This is a genomic window from Proteus appendicitidis (genome assembly GCF_030271835.1).
Taxonomy (GTDB): domain Bacteria; phylum Pseudomonadota; class Gammaproteobacteria; order Enterobacterales; family Enterobacteriaceae; genus Proteus; species Proteus appendicitidis.
Genome location: NZ_CP127389.1, coordinates 3,532,749 through 3,550,009 on the forward strand (window position 1 = coordinate 3,532,749; position 17,261 = coordinate 3,550,009).

Annotated in this window: 12 protein-coding genes; 5 read left to right on the plus strand and 7 right to left on the minus strand. The window is 37.9% G+C overall.

Annotation, left to right across the window (positions count from 1 at the left end; genetic code table 11):
• The first annotated feature begins 295 nt into the window (after nucleotides 1-295).
• The 3 genes from QQS39_RS16220 (at nucleotide 296) to QQS39_RS16230 (ending at nucleotide 8,229) form a co-directional block, all read left to right on the plus strand.
• A complete protein-coding gene (locus QQS39_RS16220) occupies nucleotides 296-925 on the plus strand; it encodes an OB-fold-containig protein (RefSeq protein ID WP_285804936.1) in 630 nt (209 codons plus the stop codon).
• A gap of 84 nt (nucleotides 926-1,009) precedes the next feature.
• Nucleotides 1,010-3,205, plus strand: coding sequence for a hypothetical protein (locus QQS39_RS16225; RefSeq protein ID WP_196734866.1), 2,196 nt, complete (start codon nucleotides 1,010-1,012; stop codon nucleotides 3,203-3,205).
• A gap of 89 nt (nucleotides 3,206-3,294) precedes the next feature.
• Entirely contained in the window at nucleotides 3,295-8,229 is a 4,935-nt protein-coding gene (locus QQS39_RS16230; protein ID WP_285804937.1) for a DNA repair ATPase, read from the plus strand.
• A 64-nt stretch (nucleotides 8,230-8,293) separates the two neighbouring features.
• Here the strand turns inward: QQS39_RS16230 and QQS39_RS16235 are convergent, their stop codons facing one another.
• On the minus strand, nucleotides 8,294-9,109 hold the full coding sequence (locus QQS39_RS16235) for a nucleotidyl transferase AbiEii/AbiGii toxin family protein (protein WP_285804938.1): 816 nt from the start codon (nucleotides 9,107-9,109) through the stop codon (nucleotides 8,294-8,296).
• Nucleotides 9,072-10,070, minus strand: a complete 999-nt coding sequence (locus QQS39_RS16240) for a type IV toxin-antitoxin system AbiEi family antitoxin (protein WP_285804939.1) — start codon at nucleotides 10,068-10,070, stop codon at nucleotides 9,072-9,074. The genes QQS39_RS16235 and QQS39_RS16240 overlap by 38 nt, the downstream gene beginning before the upstream one ends.
• A 96-nt stretch (nucleotides 10,071-10,166) precedes the next feature.
• On the opposite strand from QQS39_RS16240, the gene QQS39_RS16245 reads away from it, so the two are divergent.
• Nucleotides 10,167-10,895, plus strand: coding sequence for a metallophosphoesterase (locus QQS39_RS16245; protein ID WP_285804940.1), 729 nt, complete (start codon nucleotides 10,167-10,169; stop codon nucleotides 10,893-10,895).
• Between the two features lie 642 nt (nucleotides 10,896-11,537).
• On the plus strand, nucleotides 11,538-12,503 hold the full coding sequence (locus tag QQS39_RS16250) for a helix-turn-helix domain-containing protein (protein ID WP_151436154.1): 966 nt from the start codon (nucleotides 11,538-11,540) through the stop codon (nucleotides 12,501-12,503).
• Between the two features lie 143 nt (nucleotides 12,504-12,646).
• On the opposite strand, the gene QQS39_RS16255 is transcribed toward QQS39_RS16250, so the two are convergent.
• From QQS39_RS16255 to QQS39_RS16275, 5 genes are all read right to left on the minus strand, one after another.
• A complete protein-coding gene (locus QQS39_RS16255) occupies nucleotides 12,647-12,931 on the minus strand; it encodes a ferredoxin family protein (protein WP_151436155.1) in 285 nt (94 codons plus the stop codon).
• Nucleotides 12,928-14,214 (minus strand): FAD-dependent oxidoreductase, encoded by a 1,287-nt coding sequence (locus QQS39_RS16260; protein WP_285804941.1) that lies wholly within the window; start codon nucleotides 14,212-14,214, stop codon nucleotides 12,928-12,930. Before QQS39_RS16260 ends, QQS39_RS16255 begins: the two co-directional genes overlap by 4 nt.
• A gap of 62 nt (nucleotides 14,215-14,276) precedes the next feature.
• On the minus strand, nucleotides 14,277-15,218 hold the full coding sequence (locus QQS39_RS16265; RefSeq protein WP_285804942.1) for an FAD-binding protein: 942 nt from the start codon (nucleotides 15,216-15,218) through the stop codon (nucleotides 14,277-14,279).
• Nucleotides 15,219-15,229: 11 nt separating this feature from the next.
• Nucleotides 15,230-16,006: a putative electron transfer flavoprotein FixA gene (gene fixA / locus QQS39_RS16270; protein ID WP_285804943.1), complete on the minus strand. Its 777-nt coding sequence runs from the start codon at nucleotides 16,004-16,006 to the stop codon at nucleotides 15,230-15,232.
• Between the two features lie 53 nt (nucleotides 16,007-16,059).
• Nucleotides 16,060-17,199 (minus strand): acyl-CoA dehydrogenase family protein, encoded by a 1,140-nt coding sequence (locus tag QQS39_RS16275; protein ID WP_151436159.1) that lies wholly within the window; start codon nucleotides 17,197-17,199, stop codon nucleotides 16,060-16,062.
• Between the last annotated feature and the right edge of the window lie 62 nt (nucleotides 17,200-17,261).

The window sequence follows — 17,261 nt, forward strand, 5'->3', positions numbered from 1 at the left end:
TTTAAAAAATTTCTATTTTTTATAACAAAACACTTATTCAATTAATAAGAAATGATATTTAATAGATGAAAATATTTTTATTATTTTTTAGAGAATGATCTGATTCTATACGCAATAATACCGAATATTATTTACAATTATCTCAATAGGTTATATTAAATTCCATAAAAGATAAAATATAGAAATAAATAGAGAATGTGATTATAACTACATGCTTTTTCAGCGTATTAAAGTATGATAAGAGATATTAATATGACAAGAATATTACCATCTTCTTAAATTAAGAGAACTTTTTATGAATTTGTTTTTCCAAAATAGCCTAGCTTTTCCCAGCATTATTTTCAGTGGATTACTTATTATTATCTCTTTTTATTGGCTTTGTGCTGCTTTTGGATTATTAGATATTGATTTATTTAATATTGATAGTGAATTAGATGTTGATGCCACAGGTTTCGCGGGTTGGTTAACAAAATTAGGATTAGCTGGCATCCCAGTCACTATTATTTTAACCATCTTTATCCTGATTGGCTGGTTTATCAGTTACTTTACTAATTATTGGATTATCAGCGCTATTGAAACCGGTTTTATTCATTATTTAGCGGGCTTTGTTGCTTTAATCATTATCTCTTTTATTTCTCTTAATCTTACTGCGGTATGTTTGAAACCCGTTCGTAAAAAACTGGTGTCGCGTAATAAGCCTAAATCAGTACATCAATTGGTAGGTAAATTAGCCATAGTGCGATCAGCAAATGTAACGGAAAACAAAGGTGAAGCAGTTTTAGAAGATGGGGGCGCGGGTTTAATTTTACAAATTAGAGCGCCAGAACAAGAAAATATTAAACGAGGTGATAGCGTCGTGATTATTAGTTATGACGCGCTCACTCACAGTTATCAAGTCGTAACGGAAGATGAATTTCATCATTAATACCTATTCGATGAGATCTAATTTAGTTAGCAGACAAAAATATTAAAAAATGACGGTATCGTCTGAACCTATGGAGAAAAAAGTATGGATTTGGCTTTCGTTATGCCTTTCTTAACTGTCGTTGGTTTCGCAATCCTAATTATTTTAGGATTATTTGGATTATTTAAGGCTTTCTATATTAAAGTGCCTCAAGGTACTGCCTTAATTGTCAATGACATGACCTCACAACCTAAAGTCCATTTTACGGGTGCATTGGTTTATCCTGTTATCTACAAAAAAGAGTTTATGCGTATTTCTCTTTTAACGTTAGAAGTAGACCGTCGTGGTAAAGATGGGCTGATTTGCCAAGATAACTTACGTGCGGATATCACGGTTGCTTTCTATCTACGAGTGAATGAAACCACTGAAGACGTACTAAAGGTTGCAAAAGCCATTGGTGTTGATAGAGCGTCAGATCATCAAGCAGTCAGTACCCTATTTAGTGCTAAATTCTCAGAAGCATTAAAAACAGTAGGTAAACAGCTTGAGCTATCGAAACTTTTTGAAGATAGACAAAATTTCCGTGATCGCATCGTTGATGTTATTGGTAAAGATCTTAATGGTTATGCGTTAGAAGACGTTGCTATCGACTATTTAGAACAAACGCCGAAATCAGCGCTTGATCCTAATAATATTTTTGACTCTGAAGGTATCCGTAAAATAACGGAAATTACCGCCATTCATAATATTGAAACTAACCAAAAAGAGCGCGATCAAGAACTCGCTATTCAAAAGAAAAATGTTGAAACTCGTGAAGCCAGCCTTGCTTTAGAACGTCAACAAGCCGATGCAGAGGCACGCCAAAAACGTGAAATCGATAATATTCGTGCTCGTGAAACGTCAGAAACCTTACGTGTACAAGAAGAAGAGCGCCTTAAAGCAGAACAGGCTCGTATTCAGACTCAACAAGAAATTGAAATTCGTGAAGAAAACCGTATGCGCGAAGTGGAAGTTGCACAACAAAATCGTACCCGCGCAGTCACTATTGAGCAAGAGCGTGTAAATCGCGCTCGAGAATTAGAGATTGTTGCCCGTGAACGTGAAGTTGAGTTGCAACGTATTGAGAAAGAAAAAGCGTTAGAAGAAGAGCGTAAAAACATCTCAAACGTTATCCGTGAACGTGTTGCCGTAGAAAAAACGGTAGCTCAAGAAGAAGAACGCATTAAAGAAGTACGTGAAGTTTCAGAAGCTGAACGTATGCGCCAAGTCACTGTGATTAATGCACAAGCTGAAGCGGAAGAATCTTTAGTTCGCCAAGTGAAAAAAGCTGAGGCCGATGAATCTAGTGCTAAACATAAAGCCGAAGAAATTAGCACAATGGCGAAAGCTGAATTAGAAGCCTCTGTAAAACAAGCCGAAGCGAAAAAACGTTTAGCGGAAGGTATTGAAGCAGAGCACGCAGCATTAGGTCTTGCCGAGGCTCGGGTACGCCAAGCAACGGCAGAAGCCGAAGAGAAAGAAGGTTTAGTGCTGGCGAATGTCACCGCTGAAAAACTCTTAGCGGAAGCGCGAGGCATGAAAGAGAAAGGCTTAACTGAAGCACAAGTGATGGAAGCTAAAGCACTCGCTCAACAGCAGCAAGGTCTTGCAGAAGCAAAAATTTTAGAAGAAAAATTAGCAGCTCAAGCGCGTGGTGAAGAACAACAAGCCAATGCAAAAGAGAAACTAGGTTTAGCTGATGCGAAAATTCTTGAAGAGAAACTCGCGGCTCAAGCTCGAGGCGAAGGTCAATTAGGTTCAGCACAAGCTGAAGTTATTCGCCAACGCTTGAAAGCAGAAGCAGATGGTTTAACTGATAAATTTAAATCGATGGATCACCTTAGCGATACGGCACGCTCGCACGAAGAGTTCCGTATGCGTCTTGAAAAACAATTTGAACAAGCAATGGCATCTATTGAAGCCAACAAAGAAATTGCACGCGAACAAGCTGATGTATTGGCTGCTGCTCTTAGCAAAACCAATATTGAAATTGTGGGCGGTGATGGCAACTTCTTTAATACCTTCTCTAAAGCATTAAGCTTAGGTAAAGCCGTTGATGGTTTTATGGATAAGAGCAGTTTTGCCAAAGAGAACGTTGAAAAGCTGATTAACCGCACTCAACAAGATAAAAAACTCGATGTTGCTTCTTTATTAAAAAATCCTGAAGTTCAAGATTTAATTAATGGATTTATGGCAACAAAAGGAGCCAGCCAGTTAATTAAAGATGTGACAACTAAATCAGACTCCTCTAAAGAAGAATAATTTCATTTAAAGGAGGTGGAAAGACATAGCGTTTATCTCTGTGTCTTTCTTTTGTTTTTATCGTTTAAGCCAAGGAAATCCGTTATACCATGTCTGAAATTCTGGATACGAATCGCGAACAGGAAATACTCGATAGCGCCGTTGCACAAGGTGGTGCGTATGAAATCTTACGCAAACGCCTTACGGAGCAAGGTCAACAACTTCATCAAAAAGCCACTGAGCTAAATCAGCATCGCTTAGATGAATTTGGTCAAAGCCAAATGGATATTATTGGCCGTATTCGTATTCGTACTGAAAATAACTGCCAAGCCAGAGATATTGTTCGTGTCGGTGAGTGGTTACTGTTTGGTTATAACGTTTTCCTTGGATTAAAACGTGAAATACATCTTGAAGATGTTTTTTCTCTTTATCGTTTAATTGAAAATGAAGGTGAGTTTGATGTTGAAGCTGTACCTTATGAAAATACTTTTTTAAACGACAATCGCTTTATTCAAGATTTTACAGAGCTTTATACTTACTACAAAAATACGCAGCTATTACAGTTAGTTGAGCGTGATGGGAAATTACTTGCTAGCTTCCAAATTGGCGCGCGTATTACTGATGTGCGTGTTTTTCGTTGGGCGATTTCAAGTGATAAACAGCGTATTGAATATATTGATAATCGTGGCGAACGCGATATCGCCCTTCCTCCTGCTTATGATTTTGAATGGACAAAGACTCAGCGCGAAGACACGGTCAATGGTCGTTTTCCCCATATCAATATTCTTGATACCGTTTTTGTTGAAACAACCGGCGGTGATTTAACAGTTAAATGTGAAAATAATACCGAAGATGGTTTAGGGATTTATCGTGAGGCCGTATTAGACAAAAACCAATCTCTCGATGATGCCCAAATTGAATATGCTCAAACTGGCAGTTTAATTCTGTTAAAAATCTTACCGTATCGAGAAGAGAATTGGCGTTATTTGGTCTACAACATGTTGACGCAAACCGTACAACGCATCGATGCAATCGGGCAAGCTTGCGTCCAATTACCTGAAGATCATGGCATTATTTTCCCCGGTGGTTATTACCTACAAAATGGTGAATACAAAACCTTTGATCAACCAATGGAAGGGATGTATTTCCGTCGTCTACGCCGTTCGCCTAATGGTGAAGACGTGTTATATGTGTTCTACTCCCCTTCACAAGGTCGCCTTGCGCTTTTCAATTACAACATGATTGAGCGCAAACTTGCTGTACCTTTAGTCGGTCACGGCTATGCGATGTTAGAAGATGGAAAAATGGTACTGTTTGAAGGTGAAGGCGAAGAAGCAACGCGCGTTCATCCAATGCAAGTTTGGCAAACGCCTTTCTATTCTGAAGAATTTGCCGATAAACAACCTCCTCGTAATGGTTTCTATGGAAGAATTGGTAATGCTGATTTAGTTCGAGGCATTTCCGAAATTTTGCATGTCGCAAAAGAAATTGAAGGTGATCAAATTTCTATTGCTCGTTATGAGCAACTCAGTTCACAACCTAAAAATTTATTAGATCTCTATTATTGGTTTAACGATGAACACTGTTTAGGGATTGGAAAGCTACTTAAAGATATCGCTCAAACCAGCGAATTAGTGCTTGATGAATATGAAAAAGTAGAAAGTATTCGTCAACAATCTGCTAAATCCATGCTTGAAGCCGTTAATCGCCAAAAATCACTACTGACTTTAACACTGCCTGATAGTTGGACTGATATACAACAATTTGTTGATAGCTTAAATTCACTGAATGCCCATCGTGGACATCTTATTTCCTTGCGTGAATTCCGTTATATGGATTTAACCAAGCTTAGTGCGATGGAAACGGAAATTACAGAGGCTCAGCAACGCGTTTCTCAAGCTACGGCTCTTTTTCTGGCTAGTGATAAAGCGTTACAACCATTTAAAACTCAGCTTGTTACCTTTGAAAATCTTATTGAGAAAGCACAAAACAGCGCACAGCTAGATATTCCGATGAATGACATGGAAAAAATGTCTGCTGATTTAGATATGCTTTCTAACTTAATGGCATCTTTAACATTCCAAGACGTCACCCAACAAACACAGATTATTGATGCGATTTCACAGATCTACGCTCAACTAAACCAATCCCGCGCTCGACTACAACAAAAACGTAAATCACAAAGTAGTATCGAAAGTGTGGCACAATTTGGCGCTCAATTTCGCTTGTTTAGCCAAGGGATCACCAATGCATTATCTCTGGCAACCGATCCTGAACGTTGTGATGATCAGCTTTCTCGCTTATTGCTTCAATTAGAAGAGCTAGAGAGCCAATTTAGCCATCATGATGAATTTCTTGATGATATTCTTGCTAAACGTGAAGAGTTAGTTGAAACCTTTGAGTCGCATAAACAAGTACTGCTTGATGATCGCCAACGTCGATCACAAAGTCTGCTTACTGCTGCAAATCGCTTACTGGAAAATCTGCAACGCCGAACATCTCGCTTACAATCACAAGATGAGTTAAATGCCTTTTTTGCATCAGATCCATTATCATTAAAAACACGAGAGATCATTGAAAAGCTAAGAGAAATCAATGATAACGTCAAAGCTGATGATATTGATGCACGCCTAAAATCTTTTCGTGATCAGGCTATTCGTATTCTGCGAGATAAAACGGATATTTTTGAAGATGGCGGCAACGTCATTAAATTAGGACCTCGCCACCGTTTTAGTGTTAATACGCAAGAGCTTGATCTCACTATCTTGCCTAAAGAAGATAAGCTCTGGCTATACCTGACAGGAACAGATTACCAAGAGCCAATTGAAAATGCAGAGCTTGCTCAATTACAGCCTTATTGGAATGCCTCGCTTGAGTCTGAATCAGACACGGTTTATCGTGCAGAATACCTTGCTTATTCCATTATTTATGCGGCAGCAAAACGTCAAGATGGTCTGGATTACGAAACACTAAAAGAAGCACTCACCATTCCAGAAAAACTTGAAAAACTCGTACGTGACTTTGCAACGCCACGTTATAAAGAAGGCTATGAAAAAGGTATCCACGATCACGATGCGATCGCTATATTAAAAAAACTGATCCCAATCGGCGAAAGTGCCGACCTTCTTCGCTATAACCCGACTGCACGCGCAATAGCCGCGCTATTTTGGGAAACGAAACAAAATGAGCAATACCCTGCACTGTGGCCAGAACGAGCAAGAACAGCGCTTAATATTCAGCAATTATTCCATACAGATGATGCATTAATCGATCTACAAGCTGAAATCGAAGCGGATATACGCCTATTCCTTCATGATAATCCGATTGAGTGCGAACACTATATTCCGATACAAGCTTCAGAATATTTAAGCTTTGCGTTGGCGAGAACCCCTATTGAATTGGTTTATAGCAAATACGCTAAAGAGCTAGTAATTGCACTGCAAAGTCGATTAGAAGAAGCTCATATGTGGATGGACTTTAATCGTTCACAACAAAATTTAGGTACACGATACGCACAGCGTTGGGCGCTGATCCAAAATTGGCTACAAGGGCTGTGCTCTCTACCTGATTATGCCGATCTTACGCCTTATATACCGGGTGCTATCGCTATCATTATTTTAGATAAAGTCGCATCAGCACGTTATAGCGAAGCCGATTTGTACTTTACAGTAACGGGCTTGTTAGGCTCTCACCCTACTATTGAAAACCAAGCGTTATCACTCAGTTTAGATGACTATTTCAGTCGAATGCGAGGGCAAAGAAAGAACTTTATTCCTGCATTCCAACAGTACCTTAGCTTGCGACAAAAAATAGTCAGTGATGAACGTGAACGTTTAAAACTGCATGAATTTAAAGCCAAACCGTTAAGCTCTTTTGTCCGTAACAAACTGATTAATGATGTCTATTTACCCATTATTGGCGACAATATGGCAAAACAAATTGGTGCTTTAGGAGAAGGAAAACGCACTGATTTAATGGGATTATTATTAATGATCTCCCCTCCTGGCTACGGTAAAACCACCTTAATGGAATATGCAGCGGCACGTTTAGGTCTAATTTTTATGAAGATCAATGGTCCTGCGTTAGGGCATAACGTGCTATCACTCGATCCTGAACAAGCACCTAATGCAACAGCAAGACAAGAGCTTGAAAAACTCAATTTGGCATTAGAAATGGGAAATAACGTGATGCTGTATGTGGATGATATTCAGCATACCCATCCAGAATTCTTACAAAAATTTATTTCGCTCTGTGATGGAACAAGACGTATTGAAGGGGTATGGAAAGGAAAAACCAAAACCTATGATATGCGTGGTAAAAAATTCTGTGTCGTTATGGCGGGTAACCCTTATACCGAATCAGGCGAAGTATTCCGTATTCCTGATATGCTGGCTAACCGTGCTGATATTTATAACTTAGGTGAGGTATTAGGCGGCATGGATGACGCTTTTGCACTGAGCTATATCGAAAATAGCTTAACCTCGAATGCGGTATTAGCGCCACTGGCACTACGTGATCTCAACGATCTTTATATTTTAGTGGATAAGGCGATGGGGAAATCTGTCTCTACTAACACATTAAGTTACCCTTATTCTGATGCTGAAATTAATGAAATTGTAATGGTACTTAAGCACTTAATTACGCTACGCAATGTTATTTTAAAAGTAAATCAGCAATATATTGCCAGTGCTGCACAATCAGATAAATATCGCGTAGAGCCAGCATTTCGCTTACAAGGCAGTTACCGCAATATGAATAAGCTCAGTGAGAAAGTTTCTGCGGTAATGAATGATGAAGAAATTGAACGCTTATTAGACGATCACTATCTTGGTGAAGCACAACTACTCACAACGGGTGCCGAAGAGAACTTACTAAAACTCGCGGAATTACGTGGAAAATTAACAGAGAAAGACACACTCCGCTGGGAACAAATCAAGAAAGATTTTATGCGTAATAAAGCATTAGGTGGTGATAATGCCGATATTGGCGACCGTGTAGTATCACAATTAGCCAATCTTGTTGAAAGTGTGCAAGGTCTACGCTAAAGAAAAAAAATAACTATATTTAGCCCACTTATTTTAGTGGGCTAAATATGGGATAAACAATGTTTTATAAACCAAGTAACCCATTCCAAAAATCATTAATTAATTGGATGGCTAAATCAGTTTGATTAGAAGAAGGATCTAATTGTCTAACAATGGCATCAATAAACAATTCTTTATCTAAAAGAGATAATTTTTCTAAGCTATCTGGCGAAGCTATTGTTGCAGTATCACTCCCAGCAAGAAGAGCACCTAATCGCTCAGTATGCCAATCAACATCATTTCCCCATCTTGGATTATCATAAAGCCTAGAGTCTTCAATATGTTGATACTCTGAAACAATTTTATAAATATCAATAGCATCTTTTGATGAAGCGTTTCCTCTATCTCGCCATGCGAAGAGTTTTAGTAACAGTAATCCTGGTAATGAACAGAAACGAATATTTATATCTACTGATATTTGAACAATAGTTGAATAGTGGAAAGCCTCATTAAACCCATCAACAGACATAATAATTTCTCTATCTGGTGGCCAAGCTATTTGATTTTCAGATGCAATATCACCAAATGGGATAATATCTAGTTCAATACCATCAAAGATAAATCGATGTATATTGTTATGAACTTCTAAAGCACCTTGTTTAGTTAATTCCTCTTTTAATAAATTAAATTGCTCCCAATCCTGTAAAAAAATAGCAATATCAATATCTCTTGTATGTCTTCCCGCTCTTCGCCCATGAACGTGAGTGAGAAGTACTTCTCGTGATGTTGCACCAGCAATAAAAAAAGGCAGTTTAAGTACTGAGCAAATATGAGCAATTTTTATTAAAATTTGATTTGTTTCTTCAGCTAAAGGTATTCTTAATGTGTAAATACTGTTCATTTATTATCTTCGCTATTTCAATATTACGTTCATCTTGTGTTGCAACCAATTCAGCAACCGATAATAAAGCCTCAGCTCTTTTATTTAGGCAATATGATTTTCCCCAAAATATTTCAACCAACTGAAAATGACTAAATTGAACGGGGATCATATTAAGCGCTTTTCTTCTATCCATTAAAGGAATAGGTGTAAATAATTGAATATTCTCAGGAATAAGATAACCATTAGTCAACTTAGATGCGGCCACTTCTCCCCCCCAATATTCACCATCATAAAGTGGGATATCTAACCAATTTACATCACCAGATAGATAAACTGATTTTAATTTAGGACGTAAAATCCTTCCGTAATCATTGATCCATTGCATACAGATATCATCTGAAAAAATAAAGCGACGATGACCTCCTGACTCTCTGTATAAATTATTTTTCTTAAGGTAATTCATTCCTTTATTGACCATACCTAGAGATATTCCAGATAAATCAGCGAGATCTCGATAGGTTAAATTTATATTACTTTCATCAGAAAGTAATATAAATAATAATTTCATTATACCTAGCGACATTTGAGTTTCTTTTTTTAATAGATGAGTGCCTTTCCTTCCGGAAATATAAAGGTAAAGATCCTTTTTATTAATAAATACATTTCCAACTGAATCAATAAAATTAATATTATTATCAATACAATAATCTTGAATTTTGGGCGTTAAATAATTTGAGATTAAAATAAACTTAGATTTATCTCTATATAAAAGATTTTCATTATATGACATTATTCTTTGTTTATTTATATTTAATTTTATTTCAGCATTAAACTGATAAGTATTATAATTGGGTAATTCCATTTTTATAACACCATCATGTGAAAACTGATTATCTACGCAAGGATCAACCTCTAAGATTTTGACTCTATTAGGAAGATTTTTGTAAAGGTTTTCCATAAAAAGTTCATCAGGATACATTTGTTCACACCTTTAACTTGTTCACAATCTATGAACAAAATAATATCATGAACAAAAAAATTGTACACTCACTAGGAAAATTAAAAAAAGGGAAAGATGGTTATATCATTATTACCCAACAAACTTGGTAGGGACTTTGTCGTAGGTGACATTCATGGTTGTTATGATGAATTTGAATGTTTACTAAGTAGAGTAAATTTTGATAGTGCTAAAGATAGAGTTATTTCTGTTGGAGACTTAATTGATAGAGGAAAAGATAGCTTATCTTGTATAAAATTATTAGATAACCCTTGGTTTTATATAGTGCTAGGTAATCATGAACAAGCCATACTCGATTGGTATCAATCTCACGACCAAGTCACACAAGAAACCTACAAAAGAAAATTATTGCACAATGGTAGTAGCTGGTTTTTAACCCTACCAATAAAACAACAACGACAGATATATAATAAATTAAATTCTCTTCCAAAGGTTATATTTATCAATAATAACAATAGATTATATTGTATCCTACATGCAGAAATTCTTCCTGAAATAAATGATATTAATGTTTTTTTAAAAAATATCGTTCTGTTAGAAGATAAATTAACATTAAAAGCGTGTTTGGAAGGGCGCAGACGAGCCAGAGCCAAGTATTATCCCTTCATAACGGGTATTGATTATCTTCTTTGTGGACACACTCCTTGTTTCAACTTTCAGTCAAAAAATGCTAACACAATTAATCTTGATTTTGGTGCTGGAAGTTATAGAAAAGGAGCTGCTTTAGGAATGATAGACTTAGCATCTCATTCAATAGTACTACAACCCATTTATAATCCTTACTAACAAGCCATTTCATGTTCATGATACTTATCTGTTCAAGATCTATGAACAGACAAAGCTCGTGAACAAGGTTGTAGTTAAATATTTTTAAAATTAACATTTCATGATATTAAAAAGAACGTTACATACATAATACCAATATTATTAACACTTAAATTATATAAATATTTAATTCTATTTAATAGATAATTTATAAAATAATGATTAACAATAAAAAAACAAATTTATTTAACAACCAATTCTATTATGTACATAAAATCCATATTAACTCATACTCTGAAAAGAATGAAATAAATAAGATATTAATAATAATCACTCTTAATTTATTTATGAGATCTCTCTCTAAAGATAGGAAATTAACTTAGGATTAATAGTATAGAAATGATAGCATAAAAAATGCTATAAATTAATTCTATAATTTACATGACTTTAGTTTAAATAAATTAAAAATTTTTAAATATATTGCCTTTAATTTATTAACAAGAAAGATAATGAATATATCCGTTAACAAGTATTTAAACGTACTATTCTAATTTTAAGATTAAAGTTATAAAAATATTATTCTATTTCGATCTAGTTTAAGTTGTTTTTATACTAGATTGATAGCGACACAACAAAAATACTTTCAATAAAAGTGGGCGTACTATGAAAAGCATGTTTACGACTCGGGAACTCCCTGACGTAGATCGGTTTTCCGTATTCAGGGATACAATAAAAGACCGCTTTTTATCGTCTTATGAATGCAATGAAGTCGAATTGCCTCCTCATTCTCGATTTTATGCCAATATTGTCGAGCAGAAGGTGACAAATATTCGCTTTATTCAGCTAGAGTCTAACGGTCACTGGGCGAGTAGCCGTCCTTTAACGCATAAACTTAGCTTAGAAGAGCATTTTCAAATTGAGATACAGCGTTCAGGAACGAGCCATCTAACTCAAGATGGAAGAACTGCATTTCTACGGCAAGGGGACTTTTGTATTTTTGATATGGCAAGACCCGTATCATGGTCTTTTGATAACGATTACTCATTGTTTAAAATTTTGATCCCAAGAGAGAAACTGGCATCACGTTTAGGTAATACCCAAAATCTTACTGCAAGAGCAATACGAGGTAATAGTATTACAGGCTCTCTCGTTTATAGCTTTGTGATGCGTTATATCCCTTTCTTAGATTCTATGCCCGCCCAACATGCTCAGCAACTCGCTGATATTTTATTGAATTTAATCACGTCTGCTTTCAGTGAATACAGTATTGCAACTCCACCTCAAAGCTTAGGAAGATCAACACTGTTTTATTTTGCTCAGCACTATTTAGAGCAACATATTTCCGATCCGGATTTAAGTGTTAATCAATGTGCAAATGCTTGTGGGATCTCTGTGCGCTATTTACAGATGTTATTTAAAGAACAAAATACCTCAGTGCTTCGTTGGATCTACCAAAAACGCCTTGAGAATTATAAAGCAGCGTTAGTTAATCCTCTTTTGGCAGAAAAAAATATTACACAATTAGCGTATGAATGTGGATTTAGCGATATTTCTAATTTAAGTCGAAAATTTAAATCCGAATTTTTTATGACGCCTTCAGAATATCGAAAAATACATTCGTTGAGATAAGTTTTAAAACAGGGTTATGGAGCATATAAAAATCATTTCAAGCATTATGATCCATATATGAATCAATATGTACTCAGAATGCTCATTCCCCCCTCTAGTTAAAATTTTGGAGGTTACGCTAAAGGGGGATTGGTGTTGTTACATCAGCCGTAACGAAACTCAATGCCTAATGTGCCACACGGATACTCCCATTTTTTTAAAATCGTCTCGCCACATAAAACACGACAAGTACCACACTCTAAACATCCTGCATAATCAAAAAGATATTGCCCTTTTTCGTCTTTTTTATATAACCCCGCGGGGCAAGCTTTCATTAAGATTGCAAATTGTGCAGGATCAATATCATCCTTTAAGACAATATGTGGATTTTCTTCATCTACATTAAATTTATTGACGCCTAATTTAACATCTACGTTGACTTGACTCATAAAGAACGTACCCCCTTAAACCCATCTTTAATTAAGTTCATCACACCCACTTTCTTAACTTGAGACAGTATTTTCTTACGCACTGGTTTTTCTGGGCCATTAATCACAAATAAATCGTGCATCACGTTAGCCGCCATTTGCGGGTAATCCGTAAAGAATCTTGTATTATCGAGGAAAGAAGGTAAATCTTTGTATAACTTCATATCTTTCATCACAAAGCTGTCATTTAATAAAGATTGGTAGCAACTTAATTCTTTTTGGCTATAGCTATTTTGCTCTTTCGCCATTAATACCGCTTTTGCAGCCGCTTCACCTGAAGCAATGGCTAAATCCATTCCTCTTACGGTATAGCCAACATTTAAGCAAAATCCCGCAGCATCTCCCGCAACTAATACGCCATCTTTCACTAATTCAGACACCATATTCATACCACCCTCTGGCACCATATGCGCTGAATATTCTAATAATTTGCCGTCTTTGATAAGCGGTGCAACAACAGGGTGTTGTTTAAAATCTTCTAATAATTGAGGAACCGTTTTTTCGAACTTATCAACATTATGTAGCCCTAAAACAAGCCCTAAAGAAACGGTATTTTTATTGGTATATAAGAATCCACCACCTAAATATCCACCTGATGGTGCGCCAGCAAAAAGCCAAGCTAAGCCTTCATCATTAGTACAACCAAATCGGTCTTCCATTTGTTGTGGCGTGAATTCCAATAACTCTTTAACCCCTACTGCCACGGTGTGAGGGTTAACTTTTTGTGTCATCCCTACTTGTTTTGCTAATAACGAGTTAACACCATCCGCGAGGATAACTACATGGGCTTCAATTTCATCATCACCCGCTTTTACACCACACACTTTGCCTTCTTTCACCAACACTTCATCGACACGAACACCAGTGATCACTTGTGCGCCAGCATCTTCTGCTTTTTCCATTAACCATTGGTCAAATGAAGAACGTAATACAGTATAAGAGCGAGCCGCTTCCTCTTCTTTTTGAGTATGTTGATAATCTAACGTGACCCCATCGGTTTCCGTTAGCATGGAAATTTTTTCACGCGTCACAAGGCGTTCAACTGGCGCTTCTTGAGCAAAATTGGGGATAATTTTTTCAAGACTATGAGCGTATAAACGCCCTCCCGTCATATTTTTACTGCCAGCGAAATTACCTCGCTCAACCACTAATACATCACATCCTGCTTGCGCCAAAACATAGGCAGCAGTACCACCAGCAAGTCCACCACCCACAATAATGGCGTCAAAAATATCGTCTGACATACTTTCCATCCTTTTATTATGTGTGGTCGCTTAGCACACGTTCACTAAGCGACCGATGGGGATTAGCCGCCAAGCTTCGCGGTTAATGCAGGTAACACTTTATAGAGATCGCCAACAATACCGTAATCCACCATATTGAAAATTGGGGCATTTTTATCTTTGTTGATACCAACAATGATTTTTGCTCTATCCACACCCACCATATGCTGAATTTGCCCTGAAATACCGACAGCAACATAAACATCCGCACCTAAGGTCACACCTGAAACACCAATGTAGCGGTCGTGTTCCATCCAGCCTTCACCTTCAGCAATTGGACGTGAACAACCCACTTCGCCTTGAAGGGCTTTCGCTAATGCCGCCGCGAGTGCAATATCATCCGCCTTAGCAAAACCGCGTCCGACACCCACAACACAATGCGCTTTACCTAAATCAACAGTACTGCCTTGTTTTGGCTTACGCGCTAATACTTTTAATGTATGTGCAGGGGCGATAAAGGCACCTTGCACCACTTGTGCATTGGGTGCGTCGTTAATGACTTCCACATCTAATGCACTGCCCACAGTGGCAATAGCATAAGGTGAGCGAATTTCTGCTTTAGCATGTGCTAAACCACCATAGACTTGGTGTGTTGCAATCACTGTATTGTTTTCAATCGCAAGACTTAATGCATCACTGACAACACCAGCGTTTAATGTCACACCAAGGCGAGCCGCAATCGCTTTTGCTCGTTTTGATGAAGCAAGTAAAACCAATGCATTCGCACCCGCTTCTTTAATAATTGCGGCAAAAGAGGTTGCATAATCTTCAGCAATCACGCCCTCTTGAGGTGCAAAACAGTACACACAATCAGCGCCTAATTTGACACATTCACGCGTGCTTTCATCATCACCGATAAACAGCACATTAACCTTTTCACCAAGACCACGAGCAAACGCAATCAGCTTTGCTAAATCATCCGCTTTTTCGGCATAAACAAAGGTAGTAGGTAGTAAACTAGCCATTTTTAATCTCCTTATTGATTAACCGCTTGGCGTAAATGTTCAGCAAAAGTGGCAATGTTTTCATCTGAATCACCTTCTAAAATAATACCAAGGCGATCAGATTGCTCTGGCGCACAAACTTGTGTTTGCACCACCCTCAGCGCAGAAATATCAACACCAATATCACCTAACCCCAGCTTTTCAACTGGCTTTTTATTTGCCGCTAAAATGGCTTTCATTGAAGGCAGTTTTGGTGTGTTAATGCTTGAAGTGACACACACAATGGCAGGTAATGTCAGTTCAAGTTCTTCTGTGATGTTTTCGAGATCACGTTCAACAATGATTTTGTTACCTTCAACGGTGATTTTGTTTACTGCATTCACGCAAGGTAAACCTAAATATTCACCTACCGCTAAACCTGTTTGTTGAGCGTATAAATCACCCGAACCTTCACCGAAAACTAATAAATCAAAACCCACTTTTTTTGCTGCTTGCGCAATAATACTGGCAGTATCCGTTGAATAAAGCGCGCTACATGCATCATCAGCAACCAGTGTTAATGCATCAGGGCCACGCGATAAAATATCTTTTTTAATTTTCGCGTTTTCAACCATGGCACTTGTACCCACACTTAATGCAGTTACGGTGCTATCACCAAGGGTGGAGGCAATTTCTACAGCGGTTTCAATCGCATTCAAGTCATACAAACTAATTTTTAACCCCGCATTATCGGTTGCGAGTGTACGATCAGGCCGTGTTGTGATGTCTTGTTCGTCATGAACAACCTTACAGCAGGCAATAAGTTTCATAATTCACATTCTCCGTTTTGCACAATGCAACAAATTAATAAGCTCAAATCTCATTACGCTAAAATATGCTTAGCAATGACCATACGTTGCACTTCACTTGTGCCTTCAAAAATCTCAGTGAGTTTTGCTTCACGCATTAAACGTTCAACAGGATAGGATTTGGTGTAACCCATACCGCCATGTAATTGGACGGCTTTTTGAGTCACATAAGTGGCAGTTTCTGCTGCATAAAGTTTGGCTTGAGCAGATTCACGCGTGTAAGGAAGACCCGCCATTTTGGCGGCGGCAGCGCGATAAACCAGCATACGTGCGCAATCAACACGCGTTGCCATTTCCACTAATACCCATTGAATACCTTGATTAGCCGCAATGGGTTTACCAAATTGAATACGTTCTTTGGTGTAAGCAATCGTGGCATCTAGGGCGCTTTGTGCGATCCCTAGTGCAAGCGCAGAGCAACTTAAACGCCCACCATCTAAGGTTTCCATCGCGATATTAAAGCCTTTACCTTCTTCGCCTAACATCGCGCTGGCTGAAACAACACAATCACTGAAACTCACAGAGCAAGTTTCAGAGCCGTTCATGCCCATTTTGTCTTCAGGTAAACCAATGCTAATACCTGGGTTATCACGCTCAACTAAGAATGCGGTGATCCCTTTTACCCCTTTGCTTTTATCGGTCATGGCAAATACGATAAAGAAAGCACCTTGAGGAGCCGCCGTGATCCACAATTTAGAGCCATTAATCACATAGTTATCGCCTTGGCGAACGGCAGTTGTTTCTTGAGCCGCAGCATCACAGCCCGCACTAGGCTCTGACAAACAAAAACACCCTAATTTTTCGCCAGAAACCACTCCCGGTAAAATGCGGGCTTTAGTCTCTTCATCAGCATATTTTTGAATAATTGGCCCTGTCAAAGAGCATTGTGATCCCATGATCATGGCGTGAGAGGCACTCACTTTCGCCATCTCTTCTGTGGCTAATACATAACTAATAGCATCGGCTTCTGTGCCACCATAAGCTTCATCAATGTTGAAACCAAAAAGCCCTAATTCAGCCATCGGTGCAACACTCTCACTTGGAAAGCGATGTTCTTTATCAATTGCACCTGCAATCGGTTTAATGTCGTTTTCAACGAACTCTCTGACCATATCGCGGATCAGAACTTGTTCTTCTGTTAGCTGAAAATCCATATTTATCTTCCTCTGAGAATATTGATGGTTATCTCTATGGCGTGCGATTTCACGTTTGTCGT

Bases quoted from the DNA above. Each gene is read 5' to 3' on its own strand.
- QQS39_RS16230 (WP_285804937.1), top strand. From the start codon at position 3,295: ATGTCTGAAATTCTGGATACGAATCGCGAACAGGAAATACTCGATAGC.
- QQS39_RS16225 (WP_196734866.1), top strand. From the start codon at position 1,010: ATGGATTTGGCTTTCGTTATGCCTTTCTTAACTGTCGTTGGTTTCGCA.
- QQS39_RS16235 (WP_285804938.1), bottom strand. From the start codon at position 9,109: ATGAACAGTATTTACACATTAAGAATACCTTTAGCTGAAGAAACAAAT.
- fixA (WP_285804943.1), bottom strand. From the start codon at position 16,006: ATGAAACTTATTGCCTGCTGTAAGGTTGTTCATGACGAACAAGACATC.
- QQS39_RS16245 (WP_285804940.1), top strand. From the start codon at position 10,167: ATGGTTATATCATTATTACCCAACAAACTTGGTAGGGACTTTGTCGTA.
- QQS39_RS16240 (WP_285804939.1), bottom strand. From the start codon at position 10,070: ATGTATCCTGATGAACTTTTTATGGAAAACCTTTACAAAAATCTTCCT.
- QQS39_RS16255 (WP_151436155.1), bottom strand. From the start codon at position 12,931: ATGAGTCAAGTCAACGTAGATGTTAAATTAGGCGTCAATAAATTTAAT.
- QQS39_RS16250 (WP_151436154.1), top strand. From the start codon at position 11,538: ATGAAAAGCATGTTTACGACTCGGGAACTCCCTGACGTAGATCGGTTT.
- QQS39_RS16260 (WP_285804941.1), bottom strand. From the start codon at position 14,214: ATGTCAGACGATATTTTTGACGCCATTATTGTGGGTGGTGGACTTGCT.
- QQS39_RS16220 (WP_285804936.1), top strand. From the start codon at position 296: ATGAATTTGTTTTTCCAAAATAGCCTAGCTTTTCCCAGCATTATTTTC.
- QQS39_RS16275 (WP_151436159.1), bottom strand. From the start codon at position 17,199: ATGGATTTTCAGCTAACAGAAGAACAAGTTCTGATCCGCGATATGGTC.
- QQS39_RS16265 (WP_285804942.1), bottom strand. From the start codon at position 15,218: ATGGCTAGTTTACTACCTACTACCTTTGTTTATGCCGAAAAAGCGGAT.